Source organism: Streptomyces morookaense (genome assembly GCF_013030945.1).
GTDB lineage: Bacteria > Actinomycetota > Actinomycetes > Streptomycetales > Streptomycetaceae > Streptomyces > Streptomyces morookaensis.
Genome location: NZ_JABBXF010000023.1, coordinates 78,090 through 103,505, shown reverse-complemented (window position 1 = coordinate 103,505; position 25,416 = coordinate 78,090). Strand labels below are relative to the sequence as shown.

Annotated in this window: 24 protein-coding genes and 1 pseudogene; 13 read left to right on the top strand and 12 right to left on the bottom strand. The window is 72.1% G+C overall.

Annotation, left to right across the window (positions count from 1 at the left end; genetic code table 11):
- Nucleotides 1-224: 224 nt before the first annotated feature.
- On the top strand, nucleotides 225-1,028 hold the full coding sequence (locus tag HG542_RS12050) for an SGNH/GDSL hydrolase family protein (protein WP_171080461.1): 804 nt from the start codon (nucleotides 225-227) through the stop codon (nucleotides 1,026-1,028).
- Here the strand turns inward: HG542_RS12050 and HG542_RS12045 are convergent.
- Nucleotides 1,014-2,609: a serine/threonine-protein kinase gene (locus tag HG542_RS12045; protein ID WP_171080459.1), complete on the bottom strand. Its 1,596-nt coding sequence runs from the start codon at nucleotides 2,607-2,609 to the stop codon at nucleotides 1,014-1,016. The genes HG542_RS12050 and HG542_RS12045 overlap by 15 nt on opposite strands.
- 238 nt (nucleotides 2,610-2,847) lie before the next feature.
- Here HG542_RS12045 and HG542_RS12040 point away from each other — a divergent pair, with 238 nt between their 5' ends.
- On the top strand, nucleotides 2,848-3,132 hold the full coding sequence (locus tag HG542_RS12040; protein WP_171080457.1) for a hypothetical protein: 285 nt from the start codon (nucleotides 2,848-2,850) through the stop codon (nucleotides 3,130-3,132).
- Nucleotides 3,133-3,219: 87 nt separating this feature from the next.
- Here the strand turns inward: HG542_RS12040 and HG542_RS12035 are convergent, their stop codons facing one another.
- The 3 genes from HG542_RS12035 to HG542_RS12025 form a co-directional block, all read right to left on the bottom strand.
- Nucleotides 3,220-3,969 carry a GntR family transcriptional regulator gene (locus tag HG542_RS12035; protein WP_171080455.1) on the bottom strand — a complete coding sequence of 250 codons (750 nt, stop codon included), beginning with the start codon at nucleotides 3,967-3,969 and terminating at the stop codon, nucleotides 3,220-3,222.
- A 105-nt stretch (nucleotides 3,970-4,074) separates the two neighbouring features.
- Nucleotides 4,075-5,400, bottom strand: a complete 1,326-nt coding sequence (hmgA, locus tag HG542_RS12030) for a homogentisate 1,2-dioxygenase (RefSeq protein ID WP_171080452.1) — start codon at nucleotides 5,398-5,400, stop codon at nucleotides 4,075-4,077.
- A gap of 75 nt (nucleotides 5,401-5,475) precedes the next feature.
- On the bottom strand, nucleotides 5,476-6,024 hold the full coding sequence (locus HG542_RS12025) for a DUF2165 domain-containing protein (protein WP_171080450.1): 549 nt from the start codon (nucleotides 6,022-6,024) through the stop codon (nucleotides 5,476-5,478).
- A gap of 147 nt (nucleotides 6,025-6,171) precedes the next feature.
- Between HG542_RS12025 and HG542_RS12020 the strand changes: the two genes are divergently transcribed.
- A complete protein-coding gene (locus HG542_RS12020) occupies nucleotides 6,172-6,801 on the top strand; it encodes a TetR/AcrR family transcriptional regulator (RefSeq protein WP_171080448.1) in 630 nt (209 codons plus the stop codon).
- On the opposite strand, the gene HG542_RS12015 is transcribed toward HG542_RS12020, so the two are convergent.
- On the bottom strand, nucleotides 6,786-7,250 hold the full coding sequence (locus tag HG542_RS12015; RefSeq protein ID WP_171080446.1) for a MaoC family dehydratase: 465 nt from the start codon (nucleotides 7,248-7,250) through the stop codon (nucleotides 6,786-6,788). The two genes, HG542_RS12020 and HG542_RS12015, sit on opposite strands and share 16 nt — an antisense overlap.
- Before the next feature lie 56 nt (nucleotides 7,251-7,306).
- On the opposite strand from HG542_RS12015, the gene soxR reads away from it, so the two are divergent.
- The gene (soxR, locus tag HG542_RS12010; protein WP_171080444.1) at nucleotides 7,307-7,768 is read left to right on the top strand and encodes a redox-sensitive transcriptional activator SoxR; all 462 of its coding nucleotides are present in this window, start codon (nucleotides 7,307-7,309) and stop codon (nucleotides 7,766-7,768) included.
- A gap of 90 nt (nucleotides 7,769-7,858) precedes the next feature.
- Here soxR and HG542_RS12005 read toward each other — a convergent pair whose 3' ends face one another.
- Nucleotides 7,859-8,470: a hypothetical protein gene (locus HG542_RS12005; RefSeq protein ID WP_171080442.1), complete on the bottom strand. Its 612-nt coding sequence runs from the start codon at nucleotides 8,468-8,470 to the stop codon at nucleotides 7,859-7,861.
- A 185-nt stretch (nucleotides 8,471-8,655) separates the two neighbouring features.
- Nucleotides 8,656-9,999 carry an alpha/beta fold hydrolase gene (locus tag HG542_RS12000; protein ID WP_171080440.1) on the bottom strand — a complete coding sequence of 448 codons (1,344 nt, stop codon included), beginning with the start codon at nucleotides 9,997-9,999 and terminating at the stop codon, nucleotides 8,656-8,658.
- 176 nt (nucleotides 10,000-10,175) lie between these two features.
- Between HG542_RS12000 and HG542_RS11995 the strand changes: the two genes are divergently transcribed.
- The 4 genes and pseudogenes from HG542_RS11995 (at nucleotide 10,176) to HG542_RS36355 (ending at nucleotide 12,882) form a co-directional block, all read left to right on the top strand.
- Complete coding sequence (locus tag HG542_RS11995; protein WP_171080439.1) at nucleotides 10,176-10,946, top strand: SDR family NAD(P)-dependent oxidoreductase; 771 nt, start codon at nucleotides 10,176-10,178, stop codon at nucleotides 10,944-10,946.
- Complete coding sequence (locus HG542_RS11990) at nucleotides 10,943-11,536, top strand: TetR/AcrR family transcriptional regulator (protein ID WP_171080437.1); 594 nt, start codon at nucleotides 10,943-10,945, stop codon at nucleotides 11,534-11,536. The genes HG542_RS11995 and HG542_RS11990 overlap by 4 nt, the downstream gene beginning before the upstream one ends.
- 576 nt (nucleotides 11,537-12,112) lie before the next feature.
- Nucleotides 12,113-12,250 (top strand): annotated as a pseudogene (locus HG542_RS36360) (hypothetical protein); the annotation flags it as partial.
- Nucleotides 12,199-12,882, top strand: a complete 684-nt coding sequence (locus HG542_RS36355; protein WP_498063283.1) for an NsdA family TPR-like regulatory protein — start codon at nucleotides 12,199-12,201, stop codon at nucleotides 12,880-12,882. The pseudogene HG542_RS36360 and the gene HG542_RS36355, both read left to right, overlap by 52 nt.
- A 440-nt stretch (nucleotides 12,883-13,322) precedes the next feature.
- Here HG542_RS36355 and HG542_RS11980 read toward each other — a convergent pair whose 3' ends face one another.
- From HG542_RS11980 to HG542_RS11970, 3 genes are all read right to left on the bottom strand, one after another.
- Nucleotides 13,323-14,537 (bottom strand): acyl-CoA dehydrogenase family protein, encoded by a 1,215-nt coding sequence (locus tag HG542_RS11980; protein WP_171080435.1) that lies wholly within the window; start codon nucleotides 14,535-14,537, stop codon nucleotides 13,323-13,325.
- 6 nt (nucleotides 14,538-14,543) lie between these two features.
- Entirely contained in the window at nucleotides 14,544-15,575 is a 1,032-nt protein-coding gene (locus HG542_RS11975) for a phosphotransferase family protein (RefSeq protein ID WP_171080434.1), read from the bottom strand.
- Nucleotides 15,576-15,716: 141 nt separating this feature from the next.
- Nucleotides 15,717-16,649: an MBL fold metallo-hydrolase gene (locus tag HG542_RS11970; protein WP_171080432.1), complete on the bottom strand. Its 933-nt coding sequence runs from the start codon at nucleotides 16,647-16,649 to the stop codon at nucleotides 15,717-15,719.
- 223 nt (nucleotides 16,650-16,872) lie between these two features.
- Here HG542_RS11970 and HG542_RS11965 point away from each other — a divergent pair, with 223 nt between their 5' ends.
- Entirely contained in the window at nucleotides 16,873-18,291 is a 1,419-nt protein-coding gene (locus HG542_RS11965; protein WP_171080563.1) for an MFS transporter, read from the top strand.
- 17 nt (nucleotides 18,292-18,308) lie between these two features.
- Nucleotides 18,309-19,235 (top strand): NADP-dependent oxidoreductase, encoded by a 927-nt coding sequence (locus HG542_RS11960; RefSeq protein ID WP_171080430.1) that lies wholly within the window; start codon nucleotides 18,309-18,311, stop codon nucleotides 19,233-19,235.
- An 83-nt stretch (nucleotides 19,236-19,318) separates the two neighbouring features.
- Here the strand turns inward: HG542_RS11960 and HG542_RS11955 are convergent, their stop codons facing one another.
- Together HG542_RS11955 and HG542_RS11950 are read right to left on the bottom strand one after the other, a co-directional pair.
- Nucleotides 19,319-19,852, bottom strand: a complete 534-nt coding sequence (locus HG542_RS11955) for an NUDIX hydrolase (RefSeq protein ID WP_171080428.1) — start codon at nucleotides 19,850-19,852, stop codon at nucleotides 19,319-19,321.
- Nucleotides 19,853-19,866: 14 nt separating this feature from the next.
- On the bottom strand, nucleotides 19,867-20,763 hold the full coding sequence (locus HG542_RS11950) for a DMT family transporter (protein ID WP_171080562.1): 897 nt from the start codon (nucleotides 20,761-20,763) through the stop codon (nucleotides 19,867-19,869).
- A gap of 215 nt (nucleotides 20,764-20,978) precedes the next feature.
- Here HG542_RS11950 and HG542_RS11945 point away from each other — a divergent pair, with 215 nt between their 5' ends.
- The 3 genes from HG542_RS11945 to HG542_RS11935 all read left to right on the top strand — a co-directional run bounded on the left by HG542_RS11945 (nucleotide 20,979) and on the right by HG542_RS11935 (nucleotide 25,412).
- Nucleotides 20,979-22,637, top strand: coding sequence for an FAD-binding dehydrogenase (locus tag HG542_RS11945; RefSeq protein WP_171080426.1), 1,659 nt, complete (start codon nucleotides 20,979-20,981; stop codon nucleotides 22,635-22,637).
- A gap of 179 nt (nucleotides 22,638-22,816) precedes the next feature.
- On the top strand, nucleotides 22,817-23,794 hold the full coding sequence (locus tag HG542_RS11940; RefSeq protein WP_171080424.1) for a hypothetical protein: 978 nt from the start codon (nucleotides 22,817-22,819) through the stop codon (nucleotides 23,792-23,794).
- Between the two features lie 67 nt (nucleotides 23,795-23,861).
- Complete coding sequence (locus HG542_RS11935; protein ID WP_171080423.1) at nucleotides 23,862-25,412, top strand: APC family permease; 1,551 nt, start codon at nucleotides 23,862-23,864, stop codon at nucleotides 25,410-25,412.
- Nucleotides 25,413-25,416 lie beyond the last annotated feature (4 nt).

The following is a 25,416-nucleotide window of genomic DNA, read 5'->3' as shown; positions in this document are numbered from 1 at the left end:
CCCCCGAAGCGCCGGATGCCGGGCTTCAATGTCGCGCAGTCGCCGGAGGCCCGTCAAGGTGCGAAGACCACGCGAGCGGCTTCCGGACACCGAATCGTCAACTGCCGTTAAACGCCTGCCTCACAGGCGGATGGATCAAGGACCATGTTTGGCATGGACACTTCCGGCGACACCAGGTCGCTGCTACCACCGAGGTAGGAGAAAAGCCTGGTAGAGGAGGTTCCATGAATCCGTCCCGGCTCCAGGGCGCCCTCACCGCCCTGGCCCTGACCGCCGCCCTCGCCCTCGGCGGGGCCGGCACCGCCCACGCCGCCGCCCGGGAGGCAACTCCCGCCTACGTGGCGCTCGGTGACTCGTATTCGTCCGGCGTCGGAGCGGGCGAATACGACTCCACCAGCGGCGACTGCAAGCGCAGCACCAAGGCCTACCCCGCGCTCTGGGCCGCCGCGAACTCGCCCGCGAACTTCGCCTTCACCGCCTGCTCGGGAGCCCGGACGGGTGACGTCCTCAGCAGCCAGCTGGGCCCGCTGTCCGCCTCCACCGGGCTCGTCAGCATCACCATCGGCGGCAACGACGCGGGCTTCTCGAACGTCATGTCCAGCTGCGTGCTGGGATCCGACAGCTCCTGCCTGGACCGCATCACCCAGGCCCGCACATATGTCCAGAATCAACTGCCCGCCCAACTCGACAGCGTCTACTCCGCGATCAGCGCCAAGGCCCCCTCGGCCCGCGTGGTCGTCCTCGGCTATCCCCGCTTCTACAGAACCGGCGGTGACTGCATCGGACTGAGCGACACCAAGAGATCGGCCATCAACGACGCGGCCGACTTCCTCGACTCCGTCATCGCCAAGCGGGCGGCCGCCCACGGCTTCGCCTACGGCGACGTCGACTCCACCTTCGCCGGGCACGAGATCTGCACCGACGACCCCTGGCTCAACAGCCTGACCTTCCCCGTCGACGAGTCCTACCACCCCACTGCCGACGGGCAGTCCGGCGGATACCTGCCGGCCTTCTCATCGGCCGCCTGATCCGTACGCACCGCTGTACGCGGTCGCCGGGCCCGGCGAGGGCGAGGCCGAACTCGTCGGGCCCGACGACCCCGAGGGCGAACCGGACGCCGGGGCGCTGCCCGTGGGCGGCGTCGCCCGGCATGTCAGCGTGAAGGAGACGTGCCGGGACGTCGTCTGCTGCGGGCTCTTCACCTCGACGGCGACCCAGCCCTTGCCCGAGCTCCTGCCCGGCTCCGCGTGCTGCACCATCCGCGGCCGGGTGTCCGTGAATCTGACGGTCTGCCAGTCGCCGTTCCCGCTGTCCGTCACCCAGCGGTAGACCACGTCCACCGGGGCGCGGGTCACCGTGAGCGCCGCGGTGAAGGAGGGGGCGGCGGCATCCGGCGGCGGGCAGGGCCCGTTGTAGTGGTCGCGCACCGCGGTGAGGGCGACGCCCACGGAGGCACCGGCGCCCGGGGAGGCGGACTTCCCGCCCGTCTCCGGGGCACTGCCCGACGGCGTCCCCTTGTTCCCGTTGTCGTCGCCCGGCGACGGGCTGCCCGCCGCCGGCGTGCCCCCGCCGTTGCCCGAACTCCCGTGGTCCGCAAGCGCCCAGACCAGCCCGCCCGCCGCGAGCGCCGCGACGAGCACCCCGGCCACGAGCAACGCCGCCCGCCCCCGGCGCGGCTGCCCGGAAGCGGCGGCCGTGGTGGCCGGTCCAGGTTCCTGCGGAGGCTCCGGAGACGGTGCGGCCACCGTCGGGGCGTACGCGGCCGGCACCGCGCGCGGCGCTCCGCCCGCGGCCGCTTCCCGCAGCAGATGGGCCGCCTCCTCGGCGCCCATGCGCAGTTGGGGGTCCTTGCGCAGCAGGCCTTCGAGTACGGGCGCGAGCCCGCCGGCCCGGCGCGGCGGCGGCAGTTCCTGGTCCACCACGGCGCGCAGCGTGCTCAGCGCGGTGTCCTGACGGAACGGCGAATAGCCCTCCACCGCCGCGTACAGCGTCACGCCCAGCGACCACAGATCCGACTCCGGTCCCGGCGGGCCGCCGAGCGCGCGCTCGGGGGCCAGATACTCCGGCGAGCCGAGGAGCTGCCCGGCCGACGTCAGCGCGGAGGCCCCGGCGACCGTCGCGATGCCGAAGTCGCTGAGGACGACACGCCCGTCATTGGCGACGAGTACATTTCCCGGTTTTACGTCCCGGTGCAGCACGCCCACGGCGTGCGCCGCCCGGAGCGCGGCGAGCACCTCTGCGCCGATATGCGCGGTGCGCGCGGGCGTGAGCGGGCCCTCCGCTTCCAGGATCTGCGCGAGTGAGAGGCCGCGCACCAGCTCCATGACGATCCAGGGCCGGCCGTCCTCGGTGATCACATCGTGCACGCCGACGACGTTGCGGTGCGCCACGCGGGCCGCCGCGCGCCCCTCGCGCTCCAGCCGGATGTAGAGGGTGCGTACCTCCTCATCAGGCATTCCGTCCGGCGCCCGGACCTCCTTGACGGCCACCTCGCGGTCCAGGATCTCGTCCCGCGCCCGCCAGACCGTCCCCATCCCGCCCTGTCCGAGCCCGTCCAGCAGCCGGTAACGGCCCGCCAGAAACCGCCCGGCACCCGGTTCCCCGCTCATGTGCGTCCCTCCGCCGAGAGAGCAATTCGGGGTGAATGTACCGCAACGGAGCGTGATTGCCTCCTCTCCGGTTTCTGTTCGTACAGGCCAACTCGCGGGCTGTTACGTCAGGTTCACGCCAGGTGCGTCAACGCCCTTGACGGGGTGGTGAATCCGCCCCGCCGATGCGCGGGTGACGCGATGGGGCGATAGGGTTACTCTGCCTTGGCCGGGTGCCTCGTACGGGTGGGGAGTCTCAATGGACCAGATAACAATGCGCAGCAGGCCGCGTGTGCCTGCCATCAGCTACGGGAGCAGTGCGTCCAGTGCGCGCCTCGACCGTCATCTCGCGGTACTGGGCGGCCCCGCCCTGCCGCAGCGGGAGGTCGAGGGTGCGACCGTACTGATGCGCGAGATCACATCGCGTGATCATGCCCGCACCGCCAAGAGTCGGGGCCGTACCGCCCGCGTCTCCCTGCTGGCCCCGCTGCGCCGGCTGCGGCGCTCGCTCTTCGGCAGCCGCAGCAGCCACACCACCGCCTGAGCCCGGCCCCGGCCCGTACGGCACGGCCTGCCCTTTCCCCGGGGCCGGCCGGATCCTCCGGCACACCCGCCCCCGTGACCGTCGTCGCTACTGCGCCTCGACGGTGACGCTGAAGGAGAACCGGTCCCCGCGGTAGCGGATCAGGGCGACGTCGACCACCTGGCCGCTCTCGTCCCTTGTGACGCCCGTGTAGTGCAGGATCGGGCTCAGCAGCGGCACCTGGAGCAGCCGCGCCGTCTCCGGGTCCGCCAGCCGCGCCTGCACCGTGTCCGTGATCCGGCCGATGCGCACGCCCGCCACGTCCCGCAGCACCTTGGTCATCGGCCAGCGCTCCAGGTCCGCGGGGCCGATGCGGCCGGCCAGATCGGGGCGGACGAAGTTCTCCGCCCAGTTCACCGGCTCGCCGGTCGTCTCGTCGCAGCGCAGCCGCCGGTAGTGCACCGCCTCGGCCAGGCCGGGGAAGTGCTCGGCCAGCGCGCCCGGCACCGGGACCGGGCCATGGCTCAGCACCTCCGTGCGCTCACCGGACTGCTGGGCGACGATCGCGTCCACCGACCCGAGCAGCCGCACGGGCGCCCCGCTGCGGGCACTCGGCTCGATGAAGGTGCCGCGCCGCCGGTGCCGCGTGATGAGCCCCTCCGCCTCCAGCTCCTTGAGGGCCTGCCGCATGGTGAGGACGCTCACGCCGTAGTGCGCGGCGAGGGCGTCCTCGGTGGGCAGCCGCAAGGGGTCCTCGGGCCGGCGGCCGAGTATCGAGGCGCGCAGCGACTGCGACACCTGATACCACAGCGGCAGCTTGCGGTTGAGAGTGAGGGAGTCGGGGGCGAAGGTGCTCACGGCGAAGGATCCTATGGGGTCGTCCGATGGGGCGCGCCCCGTCAGGGGCGCGGGGAACTGCGCGACCAGCCCCCACGGCCCGCAGCCCCGGGACGGGGGCGCCGCCTACGCCCGGAAGTGGCGCTCCAGCCCCCGCCACACCTCGTCGTAGCCCCGCTGCAAGTGACCCGCCCGCGCGGCCTGCGCGGTCAGCGCAACCGGCCAGCGCGTCTCGAACATGAACGCCAGCCCGTCGTCCAGCTTCTGCGGCCTCAGCTCGGCCGCACTCGCCTTCTCGAACGTGTCCCGGTCCGGCCCGTGCGCCGACATCATGTTGTGCAGCGAGCCGCCCCCCGGGAGGAAGCCCTCCGCCTTCGCGTCGTAGGCCCCCTCGATCAGGCCCATGTACTCGCTCATCACGTTCCGGTGGAAGTACGGCGGCCGGAAGGTGTCCTCGCCGACCAGCCAGCGCGGCGCGAACACCACGAAGTCGACGCCGGCCAGCCCCGGGGTGTCCGACGGCGAGGTCAGCACCGTGAAGATCGACGGGTCGGGGTGGTCGTAGCTGATCGACCCGATGACGTTGAAGCGGCGCAGGTCGTAGACGTACGGGACCAGATTGCCGTGCCAGGCGACGACGTCCAGCGGCGAGTGGTCGTACGTGGCCGACCAGAGGTTGCCGCAGTACTTGGTGACCACCTCGACCGGTCCCTCGACATCCTCGTAGGCGGCGACCGGGGCGAGGAAGTCCCGTGCGTTGGCCAGCCCGTTGGCGCCGATCGGCCCCAGCTCGGGCAGGACGAAGGGCTGACCGTAGTTCTCGCAGACGTAGCCGCGGGCGGACTCGTCCAGCAGCTCGACCCGGAAGCGCACCCCGCGCGGTATCAGCGCCACGTGCCCCGGTTCGGCGCGCAGCAGCCCGAACTCGGTGCGCAGCAGCAGCCCGCCGCGCTGGGGCACGATCAGCAGCTCGCCGTCGGAGTCGCTGAACACCCGCCCGGTCATGGAGGAGTTGGCGGCGTACAGGTGCACGGCCATGCCCGAGCGCTGGGCGGCGTCGCCGTTGCCGCCCAGGGTCCACAGCCCCGCCAGGAAGTCGGTGCCCTCGGCGGGCTCGGGCAGCGGGTTCCAGCGCAGTCGGTTCGGGTCGGCCAGGCCGTCCGTGAACGGGGCGCTGTCCAGCGCCCCGTTGCCGATCCGCGTGAACGCCGGGTGCGCCGCCGAGGGGCGGATGCGGTACAGCCACGACCTGCGGTTGCTGTGCCGGGGCTCGGTGAAGGCGGTGCCGCTCAGCTGCTCCGCGTACAGCCCGAGGGGCGCGCGCTGCGGCGAGTTGCGCCCGTGCGGCAGGGCGCCGGGAACGGCCTCGCTGCTGTGCTCGTTGCCGAAGCCGGACAGGTGCTCCAGCCCCTCCGCCGCCTTGCGCGCCTGCTCGCTGCCCGTACTGGTCATGGCATGACTCCCACCCGCCGAGGATTCCTATGGATGACCGTAGGATTCGTGGCGGGTGGGAGTCAATGGATCGGATCAGACACGTCCGGCGGTCCGCTCCCTGCCCCACTGCGGCGACGGCAGCTGTATCAGGACCAGCACGAACCCGGCCACGAAGAAGTTCCGCGCGGCCGCCGCCAGGCCGTTCCACTTCGCCGACTGCCACATCGCGAACCACTCGCCGCCGATGGCGATGAACCCCGCCCCGAACAGCAGCATCAGCAGCACCAGCCCCAGCGTGCTCGCCCGCCGCGCCGCACCGTAGTCCGCCGTGCCACCGCGCCGCGCCCGCCGCAGCGCCCGGGCCCACAGCTCCGTCGCCCGGAGGAGCGCCACGGCCGTCACCGCCTCCCAGACGATCACGACGACGTACGCGATGTCCTGCAGCACATGGCTGGTGATCGCCCGCCACATCAGGGCCTTGTCCTGGAACGTCGTGTCCATCGCCAGCACGTGCCGCACGAACTGCCGGTTGGTGTCGAAGTCGGTGATGTTGCCGAAGACGACCAGCGATATGTAGAGCGCCACCGTCGCGGTCAGCGCGGCGGCCGCAACGGGCAGGCCGCCGGGGTGTTTGTCGGGCATGCGAGGACCTCCTGTGCTCCGGACCTGCGGGAATGCTGCCCGGCACATCAGTGCCGCACTCCCCCTAAGCGCTTGCTCAGGTTCGGCGGTATGGTGGTCGTTCTGTCGGCGGAAGGCCCGCGACGGGCCGGGAGGGCAGGGCGCGGCATGGATGCGCGGACGCAGTGGGACGCGGGCCGGTCCGAGGAATGGGCCGACGTCACCCCCGACGCCGCCCGGCGGCTGCTGACCGCCGCCGTACAGGCCTTCGCCGAGCGCGGCTACCACGCCACCACGACCCGGGACATCGCCGGCCGCGCCGGCATGAGCCCCGCCGCGCTCTACATCCACTACCGCACCAAGGAAGAACTCCTCTACCGCATCAGCGGCATCGGCCACCGCCTCGCCCTCGGCATCGTGAGCCGCGCCCGCGACGGCGGGGGAGACCCGGCCGGGCGGCTGTCCGCCGCCGTGCAGGACTTCGTGCGCTGGCACGCCGAGCACCACACCACCGCACGCGTCGTGCAGTACGAGCTCGGCGCGCTCGGCGAGGAGCACCACGCCGAGATCGTCGCCCTCCGCCGGGAGACCGATGCCGCGGTCCGCTCGATCGTCGAGGACGGCGTCGCGGCAGGGGAGTTCGACGTCCCGGACGTCCGCGGCACCACCCGCGCCGTGCTCTCCCTGTGCATCGACGTGGCCCGCTGGTTCCGCGAGGACGGCAAGCACACCCCCGGCGAAGTGGGCGAGCTCTACGCGGACCTCGCCCTGCGCATGGTCGGCTACGCCCACAAATAGCGGCTGACCGACTCCGCCACGCACACCGGCCTGTCGCCGCCCTCGCGCTCGACGGTCACCACGGCCGTCACCTGCACCCCACCCTCGGTCTCCGCCACCTCCGCGATGCGCGCCCGGGCCCGCAGCCGGGAGCCGGCCGGGACGGGGGCGGGGAAACGGACCTTGTTCACGCCGTAGTTGATGCCCATCCGGACGTTCTCCACCCGCAGCAGCATCGGCACGAACGACGGCAGCAGCGACAGCGTCAGATAGCCGTGCGCGATCGTCGTGCCGAACGGACCGGCGGCCGCCCGCGCCGGGTCCACGTGGATCCACTGGTGGTCCCCGGTCGCCTCCGCGAAGAGGTCGATCCGCCGCTGGTCCACCTCCAGCCAGCCGCTCGGGCCGAGTTCCTCGCCGACGGCGGCCCGCAGGGCCTCGGCCGAAGTGAAGATCCTGGGCTCGGTCATGTCCGTGTCGCCTCCCGCTCGCCGGGGCACCTTGGCCGGGAGCGTACAGTCGGCACGTGCCGCAGATCCCCCAGAAGGTCCAGGAACTCACCGTGGGCCAGCTCTCCGCCCGCAGCGGTGCGGCCGTGTCCGCACTCCACTTCTACGAGTCCAAGGGCCTCATCAGCAGCCGCAGGACCTCCGGCAACCAGCGCCGCTACGACCGTGACGCACTGCGTCGTGTCGCCTTCATACGGGCCGCCCAGCGCGTCGGCATCCCGCTCGCCACGATCCGCGAGGCGCTGGCCGGACTGCCCGACGAGCGCACCCCCAACCGCGCCGACTGGGCGCGGCTCTCGGAGAGCTGGCGCGCGGAGCTGGACCGGCGGATCGAGCAGCTCGGCCGGCTGCGCGACAGCCTCGACCAGTGCATCGGCTGCGGCTGCCTCTCGCTCGACAAGTGCGCCCTGTCCAACCCGGACGACCGCTTCGGCGGCTTCGTCACCGGCTCGCGCCTCTACGGCGAGCCGGCCTCCTGACCGGGCCTCCTGACCCGGCCCCCGACGTGCGGACGGCACTGCGCGCCGGGGAGCTTCGGCGGGACGCCCACAAGCCCCCGGCGCTTTCTCTCACACCGTCGCGTACCGCCCGGCCAGGGCGTAGCGGCGGGCCGCCGACAGGGCGGCGGTGGTGAGCACGGACTCCGGCACCACGATGCCGCAGTCGGTGCAGACGGGTCCCTGCAGCGGGTAGCGCTCCAGGTCGGAGCGCCACTCGATGCGCTCCTGCGTGCAGACCGGGCATGCGTTGCCCGGTGCGGACTCCATGGCCCGGATCACCCGGCGCAGCACCTCCGCGAGGCTCGCGGCCGGCTGCACGTCGGGGGACGCGCAGGGCACGATGTCGCAGCCGCCCCAGGTGTTGCGGTGCCAGTCGTCGACGGCGCTGGGCTGGCGGATGCCGTCGTGCTTCTCGCGCCGGCGCCGTACGGCGAACTCGACCTCGTAGGCCAGCCAGACCTCACGGGCCTCCTCGAGCTCGGCCAGCGCCGCGACGAGCCGCTCCGGGTCCGGGGAGCGGTCGTCGGGGGCCAGGCCGGCCCGGGTGCACAGATGGCGCCAGGTGGCGCGGTGCCCGTACGGGGCGAAACGCTCGAGACACTTGCGCAGCGAGGTACGTCGCAGTGCGATCGTGTTCCCCGGATTGCGCACCTCTCGGGCCAGAGCTCTGAAACCTGCCACTGCATCCCACCTCCGGCAGCGCGGACTCGGATCGACATGGAAGGGACGTAATACGTCGCCATTCGGATCCATCGGATATGCGGACCCTCGGCCGCCGCCGCGGTCACGGCCGACTCGGCTCTGCTACCCGCGATGCGCGCGGCGATGTGGGGTCCGGACGAACCTGGCGGATCCTCGCCCTCCGCTCAGCGGACGATCCGACCGGCGACGAGGACGAGACGGGCCAGTTCGGGATGGCAGATGTCGCCGTGCGCACCCGTCGGCGGACCCCCGTGGCTGACGACCGCGGAGGTGTCGACGCTCACGAAGCCGTGCGACGGCAACGCGCCGGCCAGCGCCCGGTCCAGGGCGATCCGGGCGACGGGCGTCACGGACAGGACGCCGTCGTGGCCCAGCGCCCCCCAGCGGTCGTCGTCCCGGCCGAACAGCGAGGCCGTGTCGTCCACCATCATCGAGGCGAGCGGATAGAACACCCCGAGCGCGGTGTCGTGGCGCGAGTAGCAGCACAACAGCGGCCCGCCGACCCGGCGTTCCAGCCCGTGCAGCACGCCGGCCCGGCCGTGGTCGAACGGGAGCCGGGGCGCGAACACGTAGTGCGAGAAGGCGCCTTGGAGCAGAGTGACGGACCGGACGGGGCCTGCACCCTCCGGCAGGGCGCGGAGCGCGAACGACACGAGCCGGGCACCGAAACTGTGCCCCGCGAGGTGCACGCGCAACCCCGGTGCCGAGCGCGCGAGCACCGCGAGCGCCGGGCCAAGCCCGCACTCGCCCACCGTGCCGGCCCGGCGCTTCATCTCCCAGTACGAGCCCTGGCGCAGCACTTCGAGGGCCCCGCCCCACAGCCGCTTCAGCGCACTGCCGAACATGCCGGCCGCCCGCGCCCCCGTCCGCTCCAGCGCGTCGGCGAATCGGGCGCACACCCGCTCCGCGTCCTCGGTCAGCATCACCGGCTCCGCGCCCGGCGGTTCGGCGGCGGGCGGCTCCAGGTCGGGGACGAACGCGTCGGGCACGGCACCCGCCACCGCGACCCGGCGCCGCTGCTCGGAGACCAGCGTGCGCACGAGGGAGACGAACTCCTCCAGCCGCGCGGTGTCCTCCGGCTGTTCCTCGGCCAGTTCGGCCAGCCGGTTCACCGTGGCCCGGCTGCCGGGGAAGACCTTGAGCAGGGCCTCCTTGGTGCCCGGCGGCAGCCCCGTGCCGGCGGCCGCGGCGGGCGCCCCGGCCGCCTGCTGCGGGAAGTGGGGTATGGGCTCGTCGGTGAAGTGCATCGACGGCCATATCACTCCGCAGTAGCCGAACCGGACGTCGCGGGAGGCGCGGGCGAGCAGGCCGGGAAAGGGGGCGTAGAAGCGGCGGTAGAGGGCGGTGGCCGAGGAGCGGTCGTTGTTCCAGCCGTGCGCGAAGACCACGAGATCGGTGAGATTGTGCTCCAGGACGCCCTGGACCAGTAGTTCGCGCTCGTGAGGGTCGACGTCCCCCTCCGCGTCGAAGGTCAGCTCCCAGTACGGCTGCACGCCCGTGTCCGCCATGGCGTCCCCCTGAAGAAGGTCAGATGTGCGCGCATCGTCCTGCTGTCAAGGGGGAGTGTCCAGCCGTTCTGTGACGGGTTCATGTGTTCGCTCGCCGCGATGGGTACGCGTGTGCTAAGCACCGTCACATACCGAATGGTTGGTGTGCCGGTGCAGCCGAGCCGAGGAGGCCGACAGTGAATGGCGTGCGGGACGCGGGAGTTGTGGTCACAGGAGCGGGAGGCGGCATCGGTGCCGCGCTCGCCCGGCGCTTCGCCGCCGAGGGAGCCCGCGTCGTGGTCAACGACCTCGACGCGGACAAGGCCGCGGCCGTCGCCGCGGAGACCGGCGCGACCGCCGTCCCCGGCGACGCCTCCGAGGCGGTGCCGGCCGCCCGTGCGGCGCTCGGCGGCACGATCGACATCTACTGCGCCAACGCGGGAGTGGCCCCCGCCGGCGGCCCCGAGGCACCGGAGGAGGCATGGGCCGCCGCATGGGACGTCAACGTCATGGCGCACGTCCGCGCGGCCCGCGCCCTGCTGCCCGAGTGGCTGGAGCGCGGCAACGGCCGCTTCGTCGCCACCGTCTCCGCCGCCGGGCTCCTCACCATGCTCGGCTCGGCGCCCTACAGCGTCTCGAAGCACGCCGCGTTCGCCTTCGCCGAGTGGCTGTCGGCGACGTACCGCCACCGCGGCATCGCCGTCCACGCCGTGTGCCCGCTGGGCGTGCGCACGGACATGCTGCGTGCCGCCGGAGCGGTCGGCGAGGCGCTGCTGGCCCCCACGGCCGTCGAACCGGAACAAGTGGCCGACGCGCTCTTCGAGGGGATGGCGGCCGACCGCTTCCTGATCCTCCCGCACCCCGAGGCTGCGGAATACTACGCCGGCCGGGCCGCCGACCCGGACCGCTGGCTCGCCGGCATGAGCAAACTGCAGCGCACGCTGGAGGAAGAGGGGTCCGTCTCGTGACCGCCCCTACGGACGACTGCGTACGCCCCGTCCCGCGCCGCCTGCTCGCCGCCGCCACCCGGCTGTTCGCCGAGCAGGGCTACGACCGCACCTCGGTCCAGGAGATCGTGGAGGCGGCGGGCGTCACGAAGGGCGCCCTCTACCACTACTTCGGCTCGAAGGACGACCTGCTGCACGAGGTCTACGGGCGCGTGCTGCGCCTCCAGCAGGAGCGGCTGGACGCGTTCGCACGCTCGGACGCGCCGGTGGAGCGGCGGTTGCGGGACGCGGCGGCGGACGTCGTGGTGACGACGATCGAGAACCTCGACGACACGACGATCTTCTTCCGCTCGATGCACCACCTGGGTGAGGAGAAGCTCAAACAGGTACGGGCGGAGCGGCGCCGCTACCACGAGCGCTTCCGCGCACTCGTGGAGGAGGGCCAGCAGACGGGCGTCTTCAGCACGGCGACCCCCGCGGACCTGGTGGTGGACTACCACTTCGGTTCCGTCCACCACTTGAGCGCGTGGTACCGGGCCGGGGGGCCGATGGGGGCGCGGGAGGTGGCGGATCATTTGGCGGATCTGCTGTTGCGGGCGTTGCGGCCGTAGGGGGCTCCGGCCCCGCCCGTACACCTCGGGGAGGAACGTACGGACGGGGCCGGCCGTAGCAGGGCGAGGATCGAGGATCCGCTGGAGATGGCCTTACACGTTCAGGTACATCAAGCGGTCCAGCTGTGCCCGCAGTCCAGGCAGGTGTAGGTCCTGCCATCCGATGTCATAATGCTGCAACTTCCGCAGTTCGCGCAGCTTGCGGAGTGCCGTAGAGCCGCGATCAGTTGTATTGCTCGGTGCATGCGGTTGCTCCGATCACGCGTACTCGTCTGCTGAGCCTCCGTGCTGATCCATCGGCCAAGCGACCCGGCAGTCAAGACACGTGAACCGCCATTGCGCCTCTCCGGTCACGGGGTGCGTGGCTTTGGTCAGAATCACGTTGATGTCCTTGCACTTGACGCACTGGACAGGTGGTTTCTGCGGTTGGTACGGGCGGTACGCGTCAGCGCTCATGGGCGCAGTGTGCCACTGGCGACACCTCCTCAAGTCCCGTTGTCTGCGCCTGGTTGAGCACCACCCGCCAGTCTGTCGCTACTGGCACGGGCGCCTGTTCCGTCACTGCCCGGCCTCCTTGTGCGGGACGTGGGTCAGGTGGAGATCCCACCCAATGCGGTACGTCTTCGCCTGTACACGCACGGCGGTACCGTTGAGTTGAGTCAGTGCGCGCGAGCGGTGAACCTTGTGGGAGCGGAGGACGGCACCCCTTTGAGGTACAACGCGTCTGCGGTGCATCACTGGCCACCCGGAACAACACCCGGGAAGAGGCGCGTCCTTACATCATCGAAGCGTTCTCGCGGCGCCTCGAACGCCAGGTCGCTCACACCGAAGCCGGCTGCGATGTTCCGGTGGACGACCGGGGGCAACGGCTCGATACGCTGGAAGAGCTGGTCGAACTGGGGGCCGGCGACATGCTTCCTTCACGACGGGGCGTCCTCGGCGCCGGTCTCTTCGCTGTCGCGCTGACGATCCCTGAGCGGCCGGACGTGGTAGGGCGCTTGGAGGCCGTTCAAGCAGGACACGCTCGCCGCATCGGGATGAGGGAAGTAGACGCGGTGGCGGCCATGACGGAGAAGGTGCCAGAGCTGGACGACCAGTTCGGAGGGCGGCACGCACGCCCCATGGCGGCTGCCTTCCTCGTCAACACTGTGGCCGCACACCTGCGGGCCGACGCTTCCGAGGCTGTCCGCAAAGCGCTTCTGTCTGCGACAGCAGACCTCTTGTACCTGACGGGGTTCATGGCCGTCGACGAGGGAGCCCACGGTCTGGCCCAGCGGTACTACTCGCTCGCACTCAAGTACGCCGGGGCTGCCACCTCACTTTCTGCACCACGTTGCGTGGCATGAGTCTCCAAGCCATCGATCTCGGACACACCGGCCAGGCCATGCGGTTGGCGGACTCTGCCGCTGCGGCATCAGCTGCGGCAGGGCCACGAATGCGCGCGTTCCTCGCCGGGACAACAAGCCCACTCCTACGCTGCCGACGGTGCCCGATCGCAAGCACTCGCCTACATCGAAGAAGCTGAGATTGCCATGGACAAGGCCGAGTCGAGAGCCAAAGCTTTCGGCAGCTACGCGCCGTTTTCCTTGGCCTACCACGTATCACAGGTCCGCTACGGACTCGGAGACAAAGCCGGGGCCATTGAATCTCTGAAGGAATCGGATCGGCATAGGGACTGCCCGGGCTCTGGAGCAGCGAGGTTCGCCAGTTGGGGGGCGAGCGCCCACGCAGTGAAGCCGCATATCGAAGACGGCCCCGCACCCCTACGGGGCGCGGGGCCGACCCCCTACGCGTACCGCCGCAACTCCCGCCGCGCCAGCGACCGTTGATGCACCTCGTCCGGACCGTCCGCCAGACGCAGCGTCCTGGCGGCAGCCCAGAGCTCCGCCAGCGGAAAGTCCTGGCTCACCCCGCCCGCGCCGTGCAACTGCACGGCGCGGTCGATGATCCGCACCACCTCCCGCGGTGTCGCGATCTTGATCGCCTGGATCTCCGTGTGTGCCCCCCGGTTCCCCACCGTGTCCATCAGCCACGCCGTCTTGAGCACCAGCAGCCTCAACTGCTCCACGGCCACCCGGGAGTCCGCGATCCACTCCTGCACCACGCCCTGGTGGGCCAGCGGCTTGCCGAATGCCTCGCGGGTCAGGGCCCGGCGGCACATCAGCTCGATCGCGCGTTCCGCCATGCCGATCAGGCGCATGCAGTGGTGGATGCGGCCGGGGCCCAGCCGGGCCTGGGCGATGGCGAAGCCGCCGCCCTCCTCGCCCACCAGGTGCGACACCGGTACGCGGGCCCCGTCGAAGACGACCTCCGCGTGGCCGCCGTGGTAGTGGTCCTCGTAGCCGTACACCCGCATGGCGCGGCGCACTTCGACGCCGGGGGTGTCCCGCGGCACGAGCACCATCGACTGCTGACGGCGCACGTCCTCCCCGTCCGGATCCGTCTTGCCCATGACGATGAAGACCGCGCAGTCGGGGTTCATCGCCCCGGAGATGTACCACTTGCGGCCGGTGATGACGTACTCGTCGCCGTCCCGCTCGATGCGCGTCCCGATGTTGGTCGCGTCGGACGACGCCACCTCCGGCTCGGTCATCGCGAAAGCCGACCGGATGCGGCCGTCCAGCAGCGGTTCCAGCCACCGCTTGCGCTGCTCCTCGCTGCCGAACTGGGCCAGCAGCTCCATGTTCCCGGTGTCGGGAGCGGCACAGTTGAGCGCGGTGGGGGCGAGCTGCGGGCTGCGGCCGGTGATTTCGGCGAGGGGGGCGTATTGGAGGTTCGTCAGGCCGGCTCCGTACTCCTCATCGGGCAGGAAGAGATTCCAGAGGCCCCGACGGCGTGCCTCCGCCTTGAGGTCCTCGACGACCGGCGGGGTCTCCCACGGCGAGGCGAGCGCGGCCCGCTGCTCCTCGGCCAGGGCCTCCGCCGGGTACACATGCTCGTCCATGAACTCCAGCAGCCTGCCGCGGAGTTCCTCGGTGCGTGCGTCGAACGCGAAGTCCACGGTTCCTCAGCCCTTCGTCAGTATCGTCAGGCCGTTGCCCACGAAGAGCGGCACCAGCGCCCCGATGCCCCCGAACCCGGGGCCGACCGTGCGGCCGAGGGTGTAGCGGTAGTGGATGCCCTCCAGGATCACGGCGAGCTTGAAGTAGGCGAAGGCCGTGTACCAGGGCAGCGCGGAGACGTCGCGGCCGGACAACGCCGCATAGCGCTCGACGAGTTCGGCGGTCTCCGGGTGGCCGGGCGCCTCACGCGTGGTGGCGAGCGGCGAGCCGGGGACGTTCCGCTGCTCGCTGTACATCACCAGCAGGCCGAGGTCGGTGAGCGGGTCGCCGAGGGTCGACATCTCCCAGTCCAGGACGGCCCGTACGGTGTCGTCGGCCCCGACGAGCACATTGTCGAGCCGGTAGTCGCCGTGCACGACGGCGGGCGCGGGGGAGTCGGGCAGTGCCTCGGCCAGGCCGGCGCGCAGCTCCTCGATGCCGGGCAGCTCCCGGCTCCGGGAGGACTCCAACTGCTTCTCCCAGCGCCGCAGCTGGCGCTCCAGGAACCCCTCGGGACGCCCGAAGTCCGCGAGCCCGACGGCCGCCGGATCGACGGCGTGCAGCTCCGCGAGCGTGTCGGCGAGCTGCAGCACCACCTTCCGCGTCCGCTCGGGCCCGATCGCGACGAGCTCCGCGGCAGAGCGGTACGGGGTGCCCTCCACGAACTCCATGACGTAGAAGGGCGCCCCGATGACGTCCTCGTCCTCGCACAGCAGCAGCGGTTCCGGCACGGGCACGGCGGTGCCGTGCAGGGCGCTGATCACACGGTGCTCGCGCGCCATGTCGTGGGCGGTGGCGAGCACATGGCCCAGCGGGGGCCGGCGCACCGCCCAGCGGCCGGTGCCGTCGGTGACGGCATAGGTGAGATTGGACCGCCCGCCCTGGATCAGCTCGGCCGACAGCGGCCCCCGGACGAGCCCGGGCCGCGCACGGTCCAGGCAGGCCCTTATCCGCTCGGGGTCGATCCCGGGAACTCCGGGGGTCCCGCCTCTGCTCATCGCTCGCTCCTCGTAGGGAAGATGGGACGTTCAGTGGTCGATGTCACCGCGGATCATGATGCCGACCAGTCGGTATGACGTCCAGGGCCCTTCGGGGCAACGAGTGATGAGCAACGCGCAACGGCAACGGGCAGCGGCACGTCACGCGTGACAGGCCACCGGCTTGCCGCCGTTCATCACCGCCATGTCGCCGAGGACGGTGACCAGGTCCAGGGGCGAGCCCTCGGGGAGCCCGTCCAGCTCGGCGTAGGCGCGGTGCAGGTTGGCCACCAGGCGCTCGCTCTCCTGGAGCGCCGCGAACTCCCCGAGGTCCGCCCCGCGGGCCGCTTCCAGCGGGGTGAGGCCGGCGGCGTGCGAGGTGCGGGCGAGGTCGGCGACGTAACGGAGGTAGGCCTCCAGGGTGTCGTAGACGCCGGGGTCGGTGACCCGGCCGTGGCCCGGCACGACCACCTCGGCGTCGAGGGAGCGCAGGGTGTCGAGCGCGCGCAGCGAGCCGCTGAGCGAGCCCATCATGACGAACGGGGTGCCGCCGTTGAAGACCAGGTCGCCGGTGAACACGACGCCCTGCCCGGGCAGATGGACGATCGTGTCGCCGACGGTGTGCGCGGGGCCGGGGTGCAGCAGCCGCACCTCGGTCTCCCCGACGTGCAGGGTGAGGGTGTCGGTGTAGGTGAGGGCGGGCGGGGTGATCTCGATGGTGCCGTAGTCGACATCCGGCCAGGCGAGGTGGAGCTGCAGGCCCGCGGCCAGGGTCTCGCGGCGGCAGGCCTCGTGCCCGATCACCGTGGCCCCCGGGAAGACGCAGTTGCCGTAGGTGTGGTCGCCGTGGTGGTGGGTGTTGACCACGAGGGAGGGCAGGGGAGCCCCGCTGTCGGTGACCGCGTCGCGCAGCAGCCGCGCGCGCCGCTCGGTCGCGGCGGTGTCGATCAGCAGGGTGGTCGCGCCGTCGGTCACGAACCCGGCGTTGTTCAGGCACCAGCCGCCGTCGGGCTGGATGTAGGCGCTCACCCCCGGGGCGAGGGGGACGGTGTACGGCTCGGTGGCGGTGTGCGTGGTGGTGCGGCTGTTGCTCATGGTCCTCCCTTGACTCGCCGTCAGAATACGGGGGACCGAGAGCTTCATCACTTGAACTATTAACTTGACCACCTGAAGTATTCGGCGTACCGTCGCCCAGTTGCTTGACGACCTCAAGCATCCATGTCGTGAAGTAAGTCGTGAAGTAACGAGAAGGTTCCGAAGGACTCCCGTGAAATCCAGAAACGAGACGGTCATCGTCTTCGCCCTGAGCCTCGCCGCCATGGTCGTCTCGATGATGCAGACGCTCGTCGTGCCGATCCTCGGCCTCATCCAGCGCGACCTGCACACCACGTCCGCGAACGTCAGCTGGGTCACCACGGCGACCCTGCTGTCCGCCGCCGTCTTCACCCCCCTGCTCGGCCGCTTCGGCGACCAGCACGGCAAGAAGCGGACCCTGGTCGGCGTGCTCGTCGTCATGGTCGCGGGCTCCGTCCTGGCCGCCGTGACCCACTCGCTGACCTGGCTCATCGTCGGCCGCGTCCTCCAGGGCGCCGCGACCGCGATCTTCCCGCTCGCGCTGTCCGTGCTGCGCGAGGAGGTCCGCCCGGCCCGGCTGCCCGGTGCCATGGCCATGGTCAGCGGCACCCTCGCCTTCGGCAGCGGCCTGGCGCTCGTCGCCACCGGCCTGCTCACCTCGGGCGACGACCCCGACTACCGCAGCGCCTTCTGGCTGGCCACCGGCCTCGCCGCGCTCGCCCTGATCGCCGTCGCCGCCCTCGTTCCCGCCACCCGGGAGACCACCGGCGGCCGCACCGATGTCCTCGGCGCGCTCAGCCTGGCCGCCACCCTCGTCCTGCTCCTGCTGCCCATCACCCAGGGCCACGAGTGGGGCTGGTCCTCCGGCCGCACCATCGGCTGCTTCGTGGGCGCCGCCGTGATGGCCGCCGTCTGGACGCTCGTCGAGCGCAAGGTCCGCGAACCGCTCGTGGACATGCGGATGTTCGCCCACCGCCCGGTGCTCTTCGCCAACCTCTCCGGACTGCTCGTCGGCTTCGGCTCCTTCGCGCTCTTCATCGGCGTCTCCTACCTGGTGCAGATGCCCTCGAAGATCGCGGGCTACGGCTTCGACGCGAGCGTGCTGCGCGCCTCCGTCGAGTTCCTGCTGCCGAGCACCGTCGTCTCGCTGCTCGCCGCCCCCGTCGGCGGCCAGCTCGTCCGCCACAAGGGCCCCCGGCCCGTCATGCTGCTCGCCTCGCTCATCGGCACCGCGGGCTTCGTGTGGATCGCGCTGGACCACGAGCACGCCTACGCCGTCATCGCCGCCGGCATGTTCGTCGGCGCGGCCATCAGCTTCGGCTACGCGGCCATGCCGGCCGTCATCGTCGCCAGCGTGCCGCACCACCAGACCGGCATAGCCAACGGCATCAACTCCATCTCCCGCTCGACCGGCAGCGCCATCGGCAGCGCCATGATCACCACGGTGCTGGCCTCCAAGAGCATCGAACACCTGCCGCCGGGCGCCCCCAAGCTGCCCGCCGAGAGCCAGTTCACGCTCACCTTCGTCATCGCGGGCGCGGCGTTCCTGCTGGTCTCCGTGGTGGCCGGACTGGGCCTGCGGAAGATCCACACGCTGCGGGACGCTGCGGTGGCGGCACCGGCCGGAGCGGCAGACGCTGAAACGGCAGGGGTCGTGCGGTGACGCAGGAAGGAGCCACGATGAAGGCAGTCAGCTACCGCTCCTACGGAGGCCCCGAGGTCCTGGAGTACGGCGACCTCCCGCAGCCGAAGGTCGGCCCGGACGCCGTCCTGGTCCGGGTCAAGGCCGCCGCCGTCAACCCCGTCGACTGGAAGGCCCAGGCCGGTTACCTGGACGGCATGATCCAGCCGGTCTTCCCCGTCGTCCCCGGCTGGGACATGGCGGGCGTCGTCGTCGCCACCGGGCCGGACGTCCCCGAGTTCGCCGAGGGCGACGAGGTCATGGGCTACGTCCGGGAGGACTTCCTCTCCCGCGGCACCTTCGCCGAGTATGTGGCCGCCCCCGTGCGCACCCTGGCCCGCAAGCCGGCCAACCTCACCTTCGAGGAGGCCGCGGGCATCCCGCTGGCCGGGCTGACCGCCTACCAGTCCCTGGTCAAGGCGCTGCGGGTGCGGCCGGGGGAGACCGTGCTGATCCACGCCGCGGCGGGCGGGGTCGGCTCGATGGCCGTCCAGATCGCGCGGCACCTGGGCGCCCGCGTCATCGGCACGGCCGGTGCCCGCAACCACGACTACCTGCACACGCTCGGGGCCGAGCCCGTCACCTACGGGGACGGGCTCGCCGACCGGGTCCGGGCACTGGCGCCCGGCGGCGTGGACGTGGTGCTGGACCTGGTCGGCGGCGGCGTCATCCGCACCTCCCCGGAGCTGGCGCTCCCGGGCGCCCGCCTGGTCTCCATCGCGGACCCCGCGGTGACGGAGCTGGGCGGCCGCCTCCTCTGGGTCCGCCCGGACGCGGCGGACCTGGCCGCGCTGGCGGACCTGGCGGAGGCGGGGGCCCTCCGGGTGGAGGTGGCCCAGGTCTTCCCGCTGGAGAAGACGGCGGAGGCCCAGCGGCTCTCCGCGGAAGGACATGTGCGGGGGAAGCTCGTGGTGACGGTGGGGTAGGAAGTTCGTCGGCTGCGGGTCGTGGGTGGTTGCTCGCGCAGTTCCTCCCCCAGCGGTACCCCCAGCGCCCCTACGGGGCGCGATCAACGGTCGGCGAGGAAACCCCCCGCCCGCAGCCGCGCAAACGCCTCGAACCCGTCCGGCACCCACTCCCACTCCCCGAGCCGCGCCTCCAGCTCCGCCTCGGAGAGGAACCGCCACCACGCCACCTCTTCCTCCTGCGGGCTGACCGCCAGGTCGCACCGCACCGCGTACACCGCCGACCACCAGCTGCCGCCGTCCCCCTCGTACAGGAACCGGAACAGCGGCGTGGGCGCCTCCAGCCCGCTGACGCCCAGTTCTTCCTCGGCCTCCCGCAGGGCGGCCTCGTCGTAGGACTCGCCGGTGCCGACGACGCCGCCCACGAACATGTCGTAGTGCGACGGGAAGACGAGCTTCCGGTCCGTCCGCCGGTGGACGAAGATGCGGCCCTCCCCGTCCCGCGCCAGGACGAAGACGCAACGGTGGCGCAGGCCCCGCGCATAGACGTCGGCCCGCCGGGCCTGCCCCACGACGTGGTCGTGCTCGTCGACGATGTCCAGTACTTCGTCCGCGGAGAGCGGTTGCTGATCGGTCATACGGGGATCCAACCTCAGTGCGGCTGGAGATCCCGCATGTGCCCCTCCTCCGTCATCCCGGACGGCATCGCCGGATGCCGTCCGATCAGGACGATCCCCACCACGATCGCGACCAGCCCGGCCACCTCCCAGGCGAGCGCCCCCGGCGTGGTCCGCAGCCGGTCGCCGAGGAAGCCGACGCCGCAGGCGATGCCGGCCAGCGGCTGGGCCGCGGTGAGGGCGGGCAGCGACATCCGCAGCGGGGCCGTCTCGAAGGCGCTCTGCACCAGCACCAGGCCCGTCACGCCGATCGCCAGGATCCCGTACGGCTGCCAGCTCGTGACCAGGGCCGGCCAGCCGCCGTGCCCGAAGCGCTCGCTGCTGACCCGGGTCAGGGCGTCCTGCACGCCGTAGAGCAGCCCGGCCGCCACCGCCAGAAGTGCCGCCTCCGTGCTCATCCGGACCCGTTTGGAGACCGCGGCCAGCAGCATCGCGACGCCCACCATGATCCCGATGATCAGCCAGTGCCGCAGCGGGTCGGTGACGGTGTCGCCGCCGTGCGGCTGCCCGGCGACGATGAAGGCCGTCACCCCGCACGCCAGCAGCACCAGCCCGCCCCAGCCGCTGCGGCCGAGCGACTGTTTGGTCTGCCAGCGGGACAGGGCCATGGCGAACAGCAGGTTCGTCGCGAGGAGCGGTTCGACCAGCGAGATCTCGCCCTGGCCGAGTGCCACGGCGCCTAGGGCCATGCCGGCCACCATCAGGGCGATGCCCGCCAGCCAGCGCGGCATCCGCATGAGGTCCAGCAGCAGCCGGAACGAGAGGAAGTCGCTCATCGGCGCCCGCTGTGCGGCGTTCTGCTGGAGCACGAAACCCACGCCGAGGCAGCAGGCAGCACTCACCGCGAAGGCGAAGACCGTCACGTCGACCATCACGTCGCGCACCTCAAGACCGGGCGGTCGTCGGAGACTTGACACGAAAACGATAGCCGCCCCGAGGGCGGGGCGACTGTCGAGTACCCCTCTTTCGGCCGTTCATCCCGTCAAACGGTTGACTGTGATCCAGAGTGCCCCGAGGATCGGACGCGCGCGAACACTCTTCCGAAGGATCCTTTCGACACCTCTCCGACCAGGGCGGATGTGCGGTTGTGACGACGTACGACGCGGACGTGATCGTGATCGGGGCGGGTCTGGCCGGCCTCGCCGCCACGGCGGAGCTCGCCGCGGCGGGGCGGAGGGCGATCCTGCTGGAGCAGGAGCCCGAACAGTCGTTCGGAGGGCAGGCGTTCTGGTCCTTCGGGGGTCTCTTCCTCGTGGACTCGCCCGAGCAGCGCCGCCTGCGGATCCGCGACAGCCACGCCCTGGCCTGGCAGGACTGGCTCGGCACCGCCGCCTTCGACCGCCCCGAGGACCACTGGCCGCGCCGCTGGGCCGAGGCGTACGTCGACTTCGCCGCGGGCGAGAAGCGGGCCTGGCTGCACCGGCTCGGGGTGCGCTTCTTCCCGGTCGTCGGCTGGGCCGAGCGCGGCGGCTACGACGCCACCGGCCACGGCAACTCCGTACCCCGCTTCCATATCACCTGGGGCACCGGGCCGGGCCTGCTGGAGCCCTTCGTGCGGCAGGTGCGCGACGCCGCCGCCCGCGGCCTGGCCGACCTGCGCTTCCGGCACCGCGTCACCGCCCTCTCCCGCACCGCCGGCGCCGTCGACACGGTGAGCGGCGAGATCCTCGCCCCCAGCACCGCGGCCCGGGGCGCGGCGAGCAGCCGCGAGAAGGCGGGCGAGTTCGTCCTCCGGGCCCCCGCGGTGATCGTCGCCTCCGGCGGCATCGGCGGCAACCACGACCTGGTCCGCGCCCACTGGCCGCGCCGCCTCGGCGAGCCGCCCGAGCGGATGCTCTCCGGGGTCCCCGCGCATGTGGACGGCGCGATGCTGGGCATCACGGAGGCGGCGGGCGGCTGCCTCGTCAACCGTGACCGGATGTGGCACTACACCGAGGGCATAGAGAACTGGGACCCCGTCTGGGCCCGGCACGGCATCCGCATACTGCCCGGCCCGTCCCCGCTCTGGTTCGACGCGACCGGCAGACGGCTGCCCGTGCCGCTCTTCCCCGGCTTCGACACCCTCGGCACCCTCGAACACATCATGCACACCGGCCACGACCACACCTGGTTCGTGCTCGACCGGCGGATCATCGGCAAGGAGTTCACGCTCTCCGGCTCCGACCAGAACCCCGACCTGACCGGCCGGAGCATCCGCGGCGTCCTGGGCCGCGCGCGGGCCGGGGTGCCGGGGCCGGTGCAGGCGTTCCTGGACCGCGGCGCCGACTTCGTCGTCGAGCGCGACCTGGACGCGCTCGTACGCGGCATGAACGCCCTCACCGGCAAGGAACTGATCGACGCGGACGGGCTGCGCCGCGAAATCGCCGCCCGCGACCGGGAGATGGCCAACCCCTTCACCAAGGACCTCCAGATCGCCGCCCTCCGCGGCGCCCGCGGCTACCTCGGCGACCGGGCCACCCGCATCGCCGCCCCGCACCGCATCCTCGACCCGGCCGCCGGTCCGCTGATCGCCGTGCGGCTGAGCATCCTCACCCGCAAGACCCTCGGCGGCCTGGAGACCGACCTCTCGGCACGCGTCCTCACCCCCGCCGGCGAGCCGCTGCCGGGCGTCTATGCGGCGGGGGAGGCGGCCGGGTTCGGCGGCGGCGGCATGCACGGCTACCGCTCCCTGGAGGGGACGTTCCTGGGCGGCTGCCTCTTCTCGGGCCGCGCCGCCGGGCGTGCCGCGGCGCGGGACCTCGGCTAGGGCAACGGCCGGGAGGCGCGAACCGGCAACCGGAGGTAACCACTCCTGACGACACGTCAGTTGATGGTCCGTCAGATCCAAGATCGGGTCTTGACTCGGAGCAGTGACTACCGGTTTGCTGTGCGTCACTGATAACGATTACGCGCGCAGCGCCGAGGCGACCGGAGGGACGTACGCCGATGACGCCTCCACCCCCCTTGGGCCGCTCCCGGCACAAGGACGGGCCGACGTTCGACCCCGCGCTCGACGACACCCGCCTCGCCGCGGTCCGCGACGACCTGGCCCGCGGCCGCTGGGACGCCACCCGCAAGCTGCTCGCCTGCACCGGCGAGGACTGGGACCGCCGCGGCCACCGCCTCGTCGTCCTCGCCGAGGCCGCCACCAGCGCCGCCTGGGCCCGCGACTGGCAACTGGCCGAGCCCGACAGCCCCGACGCCGCCGCCCTCCTCGCCTGCGCCGCCGTCTTCCGGGCCGTGCGCGGCCAGGACGGCCCCGACGAGGCCCGCGCCCTGTGCCTCGCCGCGGCCAGGATGGCCCCCCGCGACCCCACACCCTGGCTCTTCCTGCTGATCCTCGCCCGCCGCACCGGCACCGACGACGAGCGCGTCCGCGCCTTCGACCAGGTGCGCGCCCGGCACCGCGACCACCACCACGCGCACCACCTGATGGCCGCCTGCCTCGCCGAACACCAGCAGGGCGACCGCGACGACCCGCTCCACGAGGTCTACGACTTCGCCTCCTGGGCCGCCGAACAGGCCCCCGCCGACTCGCCGTTGGCCGTGCTGCCCGTCGTCGCCCACGCCGAGCGCTTCCGCGTCCTCGCCCGCGCCGGCGTCGAGCCCGCCGACCCCGCGCGCTCCGGCCACTGGACCACCCGCCGGGCCCGCCAGGTGATGAAGGCCGCCTTCGACTGGTGGCTCGAATGGGACGTCGACGAGGACGCGGCCGACGCCGCACCCGCCGTCACCCACCCGCGCCGCAAGGTCGACCTCAACTACCTCGCCCACGCCAAGCTCCACGAGGGCCGCCCCGCCGAGGCGGCCGCCCTGCTCACCCGGATCGGCCCGCACGCCACCCGCGCCCCCTGGTCCTACCCCGACCGGGACCCCGCACAGGCCTTCCAGGCGGCGCGGCGCGCGGTGCTCGGGGCCGCATGACCGACGCCGGCGCGCGCTGCCCGGGCGCAGCCGCGCCGCCCCACACCACGGGAAGGACCACCCCGCCATGCCGACGGGCACAGTCAGCGACATCCGCACGTTCAAGGGCCTGGAAAGACGCCTGCGCGCCGACCGGATCGGCGTGCCCGGACTGCTGCTGTCGGTGGCCGCCTCCAGCGCGCCGCTGATGGTGACGGCCGGCGTCATGCCCACCACCTACGGGACGATGGGCATCGTCGGCCAGCCGCTGCTCTTCGTCATCCTCGGCGTCGTGCTCACCCTCTTCAGCTTCGGCTACGCCGAGATGAGCCGGCACGTCCACAACGCCGGTGCGTTCTACGCCTATATCGCCCGCGGCCTCGGCGGCACCGCCGGAACGGCCGCCTCCGTCGTGGCGCTGGTCGCCTACAGCACCATGCAGTTCGGCATCTACGGCATCTTCGGCTTCGAGGTCGCCGGCCTGCTCGACAAGTACTTCGGGGTGGCCGTCGGCTGGTGGGTGCCCGCCCTCGCCGGTGTCGTGGCCATCGGGGTCTGCGGCTGGCTGAAGATCGACCTCAACGCCAGAGTCCTCGGCTTCCTGCTGATCGCCGAGTGCGCCATGGTCGCCGTCTTCGACATCGCGGGCCTCGACAGCCCCGGCAAGGACGGCATCACGCTGCACGCCTTCGACCCCGCCACGCTCTCCGGGGCCGGGCTGGGCACCGCCCTCTGCTTCACCATCGCCTCCTTCGTCGGCTTCGAACAGGCCGCCGTCTACGCCGAGGAGACCAGCTGCCCGCAGGTCACCGTCGCCCGGGTCACCTTCCTGGCCGTGGGCCTCACCGCCGTGCTTTTCGCCGCCGGCTCCTGGGCCCTGGGCGTCGCCGCCGGGCCCTCGCAGATCGTCCGACTGGCCCGGAAGGAAGGGCCGGACCTCCTCTTCACCCTCGCCCAGGACCGGCTGGGCACGGGCTTCACGGACGTCATGCACCTCTTCTACGTGACCGGCATGTTCGCCGCCATGCTCAGCTTCCACAACGTCGTCGCCCGCTACGCCTTCGCCATGGGCCGCGAGGGCCTGCTGCCCGCGGCCGTCGGCCGCACCGCGCGGAGCAGCGGCGCGCCCGCCCACGGCTCCCTGCTGCAGAGCGGCGTCTCGCTGCTGGCCGTGGCGGTCTTCGCGGTCACCGACGGCCGGCCGCACGGCGACCCGACGGCGCCCGTGCTGCACCTGTTCACCTGGATGGGCAACGTCGGCGCCCTCGGCATCATCGTGCTCATGGCGGCGGCCGGCGTGGCCGTCATCGCCTTCTTCGTCCGGCGCGGCGCGGCCCGCGCCCAGGCCCCGCGGCTGATCGCCTCCGGCGTCGCCGCGGCGGCCCTGGTGGTCATCGCGGGCTACGCCGTCACGGACTTCCACGTCCTGCTCGGCGCCGCGCCCGACTCCGCGCTGCGCTGGATCCTGCCGGGCATCATCGGCGCGGCCGTGGTGCTGGGGCTCGGCTACGGGCTGGTGCTCAAGGCGGTGCGCCCGCAGGTGCACGCGCGGATCGGGCTGGGCAACGAGGCGTTCCAGCTGGAGAAGGCGGCGAAGGCGGCCCGTGGCTCCAACAAGCCGCCGCATCACGCGCGTTGAGCAT

Excerpts from the sequence above, each read along its gene's own strand:
- HG542_RS12040 (WP_171080457.1), top strand. The coding sequence starts at position 2,848 with ATGGACCAGATAACAATGCGCAGCAGGCCGCGTGTGCCTGCCATCAGC.
- HG542_RS12050 (WP_171080461.1), top strand. The coding sequence starts at position 225 with ATGAATCCGTCCCGGCTCCAGGGCGCCCTCACCGCCCTGGCCCTGACC.
- HG542_RS11955 (WP_171080428.1), bottom strand. The coding sequence starts at position 19,852 with ATGACCGATCAGCAACCGCTCTCCGCGGACGAAGTACTGGACATCGTC.
- HG542_RS11975 (WP_171080434.1), bottom strand. The coding sequence starts at position 15,575 with ATGAGCAGAGGCGGGACCCCCGGAGTTCCCGGGATCGACCCCGAGCGG.
- HG542_RS12000 (WP_171080440.1), bottom strand. The coding sequence starts at position 9,999 with ATGGCGGACACGGGCGTGCAGCCGTACTGGGAGCTGACCTTCGACGCG.
- HG542_RS11960 (WP_171080430.1), top strand. The coding sequence starts at position 18,309 with ATGAAGGCAGTCAGCTACCGCTCCTACGGAGGCCCCGAGGTCCTGGAG.
- HG542_RS11935 (WP_171080423.1), top strand. The coding sequence starts at position 23,862 with ATGCCGACGGGCACAGTCAGCGACATCCGCACGTTCAAGGGCCTGGAA.
- HG542_RS12020 (WP_171080448.1), top strand. The coding sequence starts at position 6,172 with ATGGATGCGCGGACGCAGTGGGACGCGGGCCGGTCCGAGGAATGGGCC.
- HG542_RS12025 (WP_171080450.1), bottom strand. The coding sequence starts at position 6,024 with ATGCCCGACAAACACCCCGGCGGCCTGCCCGTTGCGGCCGCCGCGCTG.
- HG542_RS11940 (WP_171080424.1), top strand. The coding sequence starts at position 22,817 with ATGACGCCTCCACCCCCCTTGGGCCGCTCCCGGCACAAGGACGGGCCG.
- HG542_RS11970 (WP_171080432.1), bottom strand. The coding sequence starts at position 16,649 with ATGAGCAACAGCCGCACCACCACGCACACCGCCACCGAGCCGTACACC.
- hmgA (WP_171080452.1), bottom strand. The coding sequence starts at position 5,400 with ATGACCAGTACGGGCAGCGAGCAGGCGCGCAAGGCGGCGGAGGGGCTG.
- HG542_RS12045 (WP_171080459.1), bottom strand. The coding sequence starts at position 2,609 with ATGAGCGGGGAACCGGGTGCCGGGCGGTTTCTGGCGGGCCGTTACCGG.
- HG542_RS11965 (WP_171080563.1), top strand. The coding sequence starts at position 16,873 with ATGGTCGTCTCGATGATGCAGACGCTCGTCGTGCCGATCCTCGGCCTC.
- HG542_RS12015 (WP_171080446.1), bottom strand. The coding sequence starts at position 7,250 with ATGACCGAGCCCAGGATCTTCACTTCGGCCGAGGCCCTGCGGGCCGCC.
- HG542_RS11950 (WP_171080562.1), bottom strand. The coding sequence starts at position 20,763 with ATGGTCGACGTGACGGTCTTCGCCTTCGCGGTGAGTGCTGCCTGCTGC.